This window comes from Caulobacter sp., from assembly GCF_049283275.1.
Lineage (GTDB): Bacteria > Pseudomonadota > Alphaproteobacteria > Caulobacterales > Caulobacteraceae > Caulobacter.
Map to the genome: position 1 here is coordinate 1 of NZ_JBAPVS010000317.1, position 5,952 is coordinate 5,952.

Sequence of the window (5,952 nt, forward strand, 5' to 3'; positions counted from 1 at the left end):
GCACGGCTTCTCGCGCTCACGCGATCTCTCGCTGAGGGAATGGAAAGGGTCGCGGAGCGCCGGACGACGTCCGGAGTTTGAATAAGAATACCGTTTCGACGAAGCCAGACGCTCCGCGCCATCGTTATCCGGAAGCCCGCGACGCTGAGCCCTGTTAGGGCCTCGCCGCCTTGAAGCCTCCGACGGGCGGGCCAGGGCAACGCCCCCAGTCCCGGACCGCGAGCGCGTCACCGCCCGCCTGCTGCTTTGCCAGCCCTCACGCCACGTCGTTTTTGTGTTCCAGGCTCGACCAGCACCAGAGACGTGAGGTTTGACGCTGTCCCTACCCACGCGGACAACACCGCCGACAGAGCTTCCCGCTCGATCGCCCCCCGCCGCCGCATCGGTCGCTGGCCATGCGCCCTTTCCCTGCAACGAGGTGGGATCAGGATACGGGCGGTTTGGAGGATGGGGATAAGTTCGGGTCGAGAAAGTTCAGGGCATTGAAATCACGGGGGTTTATTCGCTGAACGCAGAGCATGGACGCCGTTTTGAACCCTCTCCCAGAGGGAGAGGGAGGGACCCAAGCCAAGCTTGGGAGGGTGAGGGGTTAAAACGTCGGACGGCGTGCCGGCAGGGCGTCGGTGTGAAACCGGACAGGGTGAAACCTCTCACCCTCCCACCGCTTCGCGGCGGGCCCCTCCCTCTCTCTAAGAGAGAGGGTTCAAGCAAAACCGCCGGACCGTCACGCGCGCTCGCCCAGGGTGACGAGCAGCGCGTCCAGCTGTTCGAACTGCTCGGGCAGTCCATCCGCCGCGCCGGCGGACGCGTCGAGGGCTTCCTTCGAGGGATAGAGTTCGTGCAGGACCACCAGCGTCTGGCCGTCCTTTTCCTGGAAGGTGACCGTGGTCACGGGGCCGTCTTCACTCTCGTCATTGGTCCAGACAAGGCGAGAAGCCGGCGTCACTTCGATGTATTTGCCGAAAAAGGCCATGGTGCTTCCGGCGTCGTGTCCGAATTCGAGGCGGTAGCCGCCTCCGACCCGAACATCCAGCTCGCAGGACCGCAGGTTCATTCCCAACGACTTCGGGACCCACCACAGCTTGAACAGGTCGGACCGGGTCCAGGCCTCGAACACGATGCGCGCCGGGCCGTTGAAGGTGCGCGTGACGACGAGCTCGCGCTCGGACTTCCGTTCGATCGTCGTGCGGTTATCCATCGATCTTCTCCTTGCGTTTCAAATCCTCGACAACCTGATCCAACGCGTCGAAGCGCGTGGCCCACAGCTGGCGGTAGCTCTCGATCCAGGCCGCCTCTTCCTCGAGCCTGCGCCGGCCCAGCCTGCAGGTCCGCACGCGCCCGATCTTTTGCGTCGTGACGAACCCCGCATGCTCCAGGACGCCGACGTGCTTCTTCATGCCCGTGAGGGTCATGTGGAACTTGTCGGCGAGCTCGGTGATCGACGCGTCCGAACGTCCGAGCTGCTCCAGAACGCCGCGTCGGGTGGCGTCCGAGAGCGCGGCGAACGAAGCATCGAGGTGAGTTGAATACTGAACCATTTGGTTCAGTATTAGCGCATGGATTTGCGACACGCAAGGGGGGTGGAAATCAAAGCCGGTCTGGAAGCGGGGCGTTCGTCACGCCGAGATCGCGTGCAGCTCCGCCGCATGGGCTCGCAGCCAGCGCCGGTGCGGCGCGGGATCTCCCGACAGCCTCTCGCACAGCGCCCAGAAGCGCGGGCCGTGGTTGGCCTCGATCAGGTGGGCGCATTCGTGGGCGACGACATAGTCGGCCACCTCGAACGGGGCCAGGACCAGCCGCCAGCTGTAGCGGATGGCCGCGGGGTGGCCGGGCCGGGCGGGCCGGCACGAGCCCCAGCGCGCCTTGGGGTCGGCGATGGCCACCGCGGGCATGGGCCGGCCCAGGGCGGCGGCATGATGGGCGGTGCGCTCGGTCAGGCGGGTCAGGGCCTCGCGCTTGGCCAGTCGCAGGATGCGCAGGGACCAGGCGCTGTCGTCCGGCGCGATCAGGGCGTCGTCGGTCATCTTCGGCCGGCCGGGACCGACCTCCAGGCGATAGGGTTTGCCCAGCAGGCGCAGGATCCCGCCGGGGGCGATGATCTGGCGGTTGGGCAGGGCGGCCAGCTGGCCGGCGATCCAGTCGGCCTTTTCGTGGGCGAAGGCCACGGCCTCCGAGAGGCGGCGCGGGGTCGGGGCCAGGGCCACCACCTCGGACTTGGCCCGGTCGACCCGCAGCGAGATCCGCCGCGCCCGGCCGTCGACCTTCAGCCGCACCGCGCAGCCGCGCACGTCCAGCTGGTCACCGTCGGCGTAGCGCTGCGGGCGGAAGAGATTCATGTCCTCTAGATCGCCCCTCGCCGGGAGTCGCGCAAGGTCCTCCCCCACGGGGGAGGGGCGTCAGCCCCCGAAGTTCGGATCGCACTTGAGGATGAAGTCGCGGACCCGGGGATAGATCTCCTCGCGGAACCGGCGGCCGTTGAACACCCCGTAGTGGCCGACGTTCGGCTGGACGTAGTCTTCCTTCATCGCCTCGGGCAGGGCCGAGCACAGGCCGTGGGCGGCCTGGGTCTGGCCGATGCCGGAGATGTCGTCGTTCTCGCCCTCCACCGTCATCAGGCCGATGTCGGTGATCAGATCGGGCCGCACCAACTGGCCGCGATGGGTCAGCTCGCCCTTGGGCAGCAGGTGCTGCTGGAAGACGATGTCGATGGTCTGGAGGTAGAATTCCTCGGTCAGGTCCAGCACCGACAGGTACTCGTCGTAGAACTCCAGGTGCTTGTCGGCGCTGTCGCCGTCGCCCTTCACCAAGTCCTGGAAGTAGCGCTGGTGGGCCTGCTGGTGCTTCTCGGCGTTCATGCTCATGAAGCTGGCCAGTTGCACGAAGCCCGGATAGACCCGCCGCCCCATGCCCGGATAGGGCGGGGGCACGGTGTAGATCATGTTCGACTGGAACCAGGCGAACGGCTTTTCCTCGGCCAGGTTGTTGGTCACGGTCGGCGACAGGCGCGCGTCGATCGGCGAGCCCATGAAGGTCATGCTGGCGGGACGTGACGGGTCGCCGTCCTCGGCCATCAGGGCGGCGGCGGCCAGGACCGGCGGACCGGGCTGGCAGACGGCCACCACGTTGGGGCGCGGCCCCAGCACGCGCAGCATGTCGCGGATGTGGTCGATATAGTCGTGGAAGTCGAACCGGCCCTGCAGGACCGAGACGTCGCGGGCGTTGATCCAGTCGACGATGAACACGGCGTGGTCGGGCAGGAAGGCCTCGACCGTGCCGCGCAGCAGGGTGGCGTAGTGGCCCGAAAGGGGGGCGACGATCAGCACGGCGGGGTCCAGCTGGAACTTGCCGGCCCGGCGCATGTCGGCCATGTCGCGGTCGAACTGGATCAGCCGCGCCCACGGGCTTTCCCAGACCACGGTGGGGCGCACCCGGACGTCGACCTGGCCGACCTTGACGGTGTCGATGCGCCAGTCCGGCTTGCCATAGCGGCGGGTGACGTTCGAGAACAGGTCGGCGCCGGCGTGGATGCGGCGGCCGAGATCGCTCTCGGCCGCCGGATTCAAGGGCGAACCCCAGAAGTCGCGGGCGGCGCGGGCCGCCAGGCGGATCGGGGTGGAGGCATAGAAGCTAGCCTCATGCAGGGCGTACAGCATGGCGCATCCAATATGTTGCGATGCAGCATAACACGTCGAAACCTAAGAAAGTACAGTCTTCGATCGCGATACGGCGTCGCGCCTTCAAGGCGGCCTTCACCCCTCGGGGGCCCGTGGCGGCCCGCAGGCCGGCCAGAATCGCCGACAACCGATGACGCGGCGCAGGCATTAAACCTTTCGCTCTCGCCAGGCGGGAATTTCTGGCCTTAAGGTGCGACATGGCAGACGCGTCTTTCAAGAATGCGCCGCATGGTTCGTCTCGACCGGGGCTCGACAACCCTGACGTCGAGGCGACGCAAGACGAGGACTGGTCCTGGGCGGGGCCGGGGCTTCGTCGCGGACGCCTGAGGGTGCGCACCCTGATCGCCCAGCGCTGGTTGATGGTGGCGGGGCAGGCGGCGGCGGTGCTGATCGTCGGCCTGGTCCTGGGCCTGAAGGTGCCCTACGCCCTGTGCTTCAGCCTGATCGCGATGTCGGCCTGGCTGAACGTGCTGATCAGCCTGGCGTTCGGTGGGCAGCGGATGGCGCGCGAGGGCGAGGCCACGGCCCAGATCGCCTTCGACACCCTGCAACTGGCGGGGATGCTTTATCTGACCGGCGGGATCATCAATCCGTTCTCGCTGCTGCTGATCGCCCCCGTCACCCTGGCCGCCGCCACCTTGCCGGCGAGATTCGCCGCAGGGATCGGGGCTCTTGCCGTGGCGGCTTGCCTGATCCTGGCCTTCTTCCACCTGCCGCTGCCCTATCGACCGGCGGCGGGTCCGGCGGCGATGCCCGGGGCGCTGACCCTGATGTCCATCGTGCTGTCGCAGGTGCTGGGCATCGCCGTGACCGGGGCCTACGCCTGGCAGGCGGCCACGGAATCGGCGCGGATGGAGCTGGCGCTGAACGTCACCGAGACGGTGCTGGCCCGCGAGCAGCGATTGTCGGCCCTGGGCGCCCTGGCCGCCGCCGCCGCCCACGAGCTGGGCACCCCCCTGGCCACCATCTCGGTGGTGGCCCGCGAGATGGTCCGCAACGCCCCCGACGAGCAGACGCGAGAGGACGCCGAGCTGATGATCGGCCAGGCCGCGCGCTGCCGCGAGATCCTGGCGCGGCTGACCGAGATGCCCGAGGCCAAGGACGCCGTCCACGAACGCATCAGCCTGGTGCAGCTGGTCCACGAGGTGATCGAGCCGCACATGATCCACGGCGTTCGGGTCGAGGCGGTGGTCAACGGGCCGCCGGGCGATTCCGCGCCCGACATCTGGCGGCGGGCCGAGATTCTCCACGCCCTGACGACGATCGTCGAGAACGCCGTCGATTTCGCGCGGGCCGAGGTCATCGTCGTGGCCCGCTTCGACGCGCGCGCGGTGGTGATCGAGGTGCGCGACGACGGGCCGGGGTTCTCGCCCGAGATCCTGGCCAAGCTGGGCGAGCCCTATGTCACCTCGCGCCCGGGAGCCGAGGGCTCCAGGACGGGCCACATCGGCATGGGCCTGGGCTTTTTCATCGCCAAGACCCTGCTGGAACGGACCGGAGCCACGGTGGATTTCAGGAACGGTCGGCGTGGCGGCGCGGTGGTCGCGGCCCGCTGGCCGAGGTCGGCGCTGGAGGCGCCGGCCATCATCGGAGCAAGCCAACTGTAATGAAACACTTGCGACACTAGAAAATTGGGCAACAAGATGGCTCGGTTAAGTGTCGACCTGGGAGGCGCGGGAAATTCATGGCGGATATTAGTGAAATGGTCGCGGCGCTGCCCGACAAGTCTCTGCTGCTTCTCGACGACGATGCACCTCTGCGAACACGATTGGGACGTGCGCTAGAGCAGCGTGGATTTGCGGTGACGCTTTGCGCTTCGGTCGCCGAGGCCATGAGCGCTTTGCGAACTCAGGCCCCCGCCCACGCCGTGCTCGACATGCGGCTGGAGGACGGCACCGGCCTCAAGGTCGTCGAGGCCGTACGGGACGTGCGCCCCGACGCCAAGGTCATCATGTTGACCGGCTATGGCAACATCGCCACCGCCGTGGCGGCGGTGAAGGCCGGGGTGATCGACTATCTGTCCAAGCCGGCCGACGCCGACGACGTGGCTCGCGCCCTGCTGGCCGCCAAGGGCGATGCGCCGGTCCCGCCGGAAAATCCCATGAGCGCCGACCGGGTTCGCTGGGAGCACATCCAGCGGGTCTACGAGATGTGCGGCCACAACGTTTCCGAGACGGCCCGCCGGCTGAACATGCACCGGCGGACGTTGCAGCGCATTCTGGCCAAGCGGGCGCCGCGCTGACCCCCTCCGGCCCTCCGGGCCACCTCCCCCAGAGGG

6 protein-coding genes are annotated in these 5,952 nt (G+C 67.8%); 2 read left to right on the plus strand and 4 right to left on the minus strand.

Annotation, left to right across the window (positions count from 1 at the left end):
- Window positions 1-724: 724 nt before the first annotated feature.
- From WAL33_RS17930 to WAL33_RS17945, 4 genes are all read right to left on the minus strand, one after another.
- Window positions 725-1,198 (minus strand): SRPBCC family protein, encoded by a 474-nt coding sequence (locus tag WAL33_RS17930; protein ID WP_422182902.1) that lies wholly within the window; start codon window positions 1,196-1,198, stop codon window positions 725-727.
- Window positions 1,191-1,538, minus strand: a complete 348-nt coding sequence (locus WAL33_RS17935) for an ArsR/SmtB family transcription factor (RefSeq protein ID WP_422182911.1) — start codon at window positions 1,536-1,538, stop codon at window positions 1,191-1,193. Before WAL33_RS17935 ends, WAL33_RS17930 begins: the two co-directional genes overlap by 8 nt.
- Before the next feature lie 78 nt (window positions 1,539-1,616).
- Window positions 1,617-2,336, minus strand: a complete 720-nt coding sequence (locus WAL33_RS17940; RefSeq protein WP_422182904.1) for a M48 family metallopeptidase — start codon at window positions 2,334-2,336, stop codon at window positions 1,617-1,619.
- 60 nt (window positions 2,337-2,396) lie between these two features.
- Window positions 2,397-3,653: a polyhydroxyalkanoate depolymerase gene (locus tag WAL33_RS17945; protein ID WP_422182905.1), complete on the minus strand. Its 1,257-nt coding sequence runs from the start codon at window positions 3,651-3,653 to the stop codon at window positions 2,397-2,399.
- A 218-nt stretch (window positions 3,654-3,871) separates the two neighbouring features.
- On the opposite strand from WAL33_RS17945, the gene WAL33_RS17950 reads away from it, so the two are divergent.
- Together WAL33_RS17950 and WAL33_RS17955 are read left to right on the plus strand one after the other, a co-directional pair.
- A complete protein-coding gene (locus WAL33_RS17950; protein ID WP_422182907.1) occupies window positions 3,872-5,281 on the plus strand; it encodes an ActS/PrrB/RegB family redox-sensitive histidine kinase in 1,410 nt (469 codons plus the stop codon).
- 77 nt (window positions 5,282-5,358) lie between these two features.
- Window positions 5,359-5,916 carry an ActR/PrrA/RegA family redox response regulator transcription factor gene (locus WAL33_RS17955; RefSeq protein ID WP_422182909.1) on the plus strand — a complete coding sequence of 186 codons (558 nt, stop codon included), beginning with the start codon at window positions 5,359-5,361 and terminating at the stop codon, window positions 5,914-5,916.
- Window positions 5,917-5,952: the final 36 nt, after the last annotated feature.

Excerpts from the sequence above, each read along its gene's own strand:
- WAL33_RS17930 (WP_422182902.1), bottom strand. The coding sequence starts at position 1,198 with ATGGATAACCGCACGACGATCGAACGGAAGTCCGAGCGCGAGCTCGTC.
- WAL33_RS17950 (WP_422182907.1), top strand. The coding sequence starts at position 3,872 with ATGGCAGACGCGTCTTTCAAGAATGCGCCGCATGGTTCGTCTCGACCG.
- WAL33_RS17955 (WP_422182909.1), top strand. The coding sequence starts at position 5,359 with ATGGCGGATATTAGTGAAATGGTCGCGGCGCTGCCCGACAAGTCTCTG.
- WAL33_RS17945 (WP_422182905.1), bottom strand. The coding sequence starts at position 3,653 with ATGCTGTACGCCCTGCATGAGGCTAGCTTCTATGCCTCCACCCCGATC.
- WAL33_RS17940 (WP_422182904.1), bottom strand. The coding sequence starts at position 2,336 with ATGAATCTCTTCCGCCCGCAGCGCTACGCCGACGGTGACCAGCTGGAC.
- WAL33_RS17935 (WP_422182911.1), bottom strand. The coding sequence starts at position 1,538 with ATGGTTCAGTATTCAACTCACCTCGATGCTTCGTTCGCCGCGCTCTCG.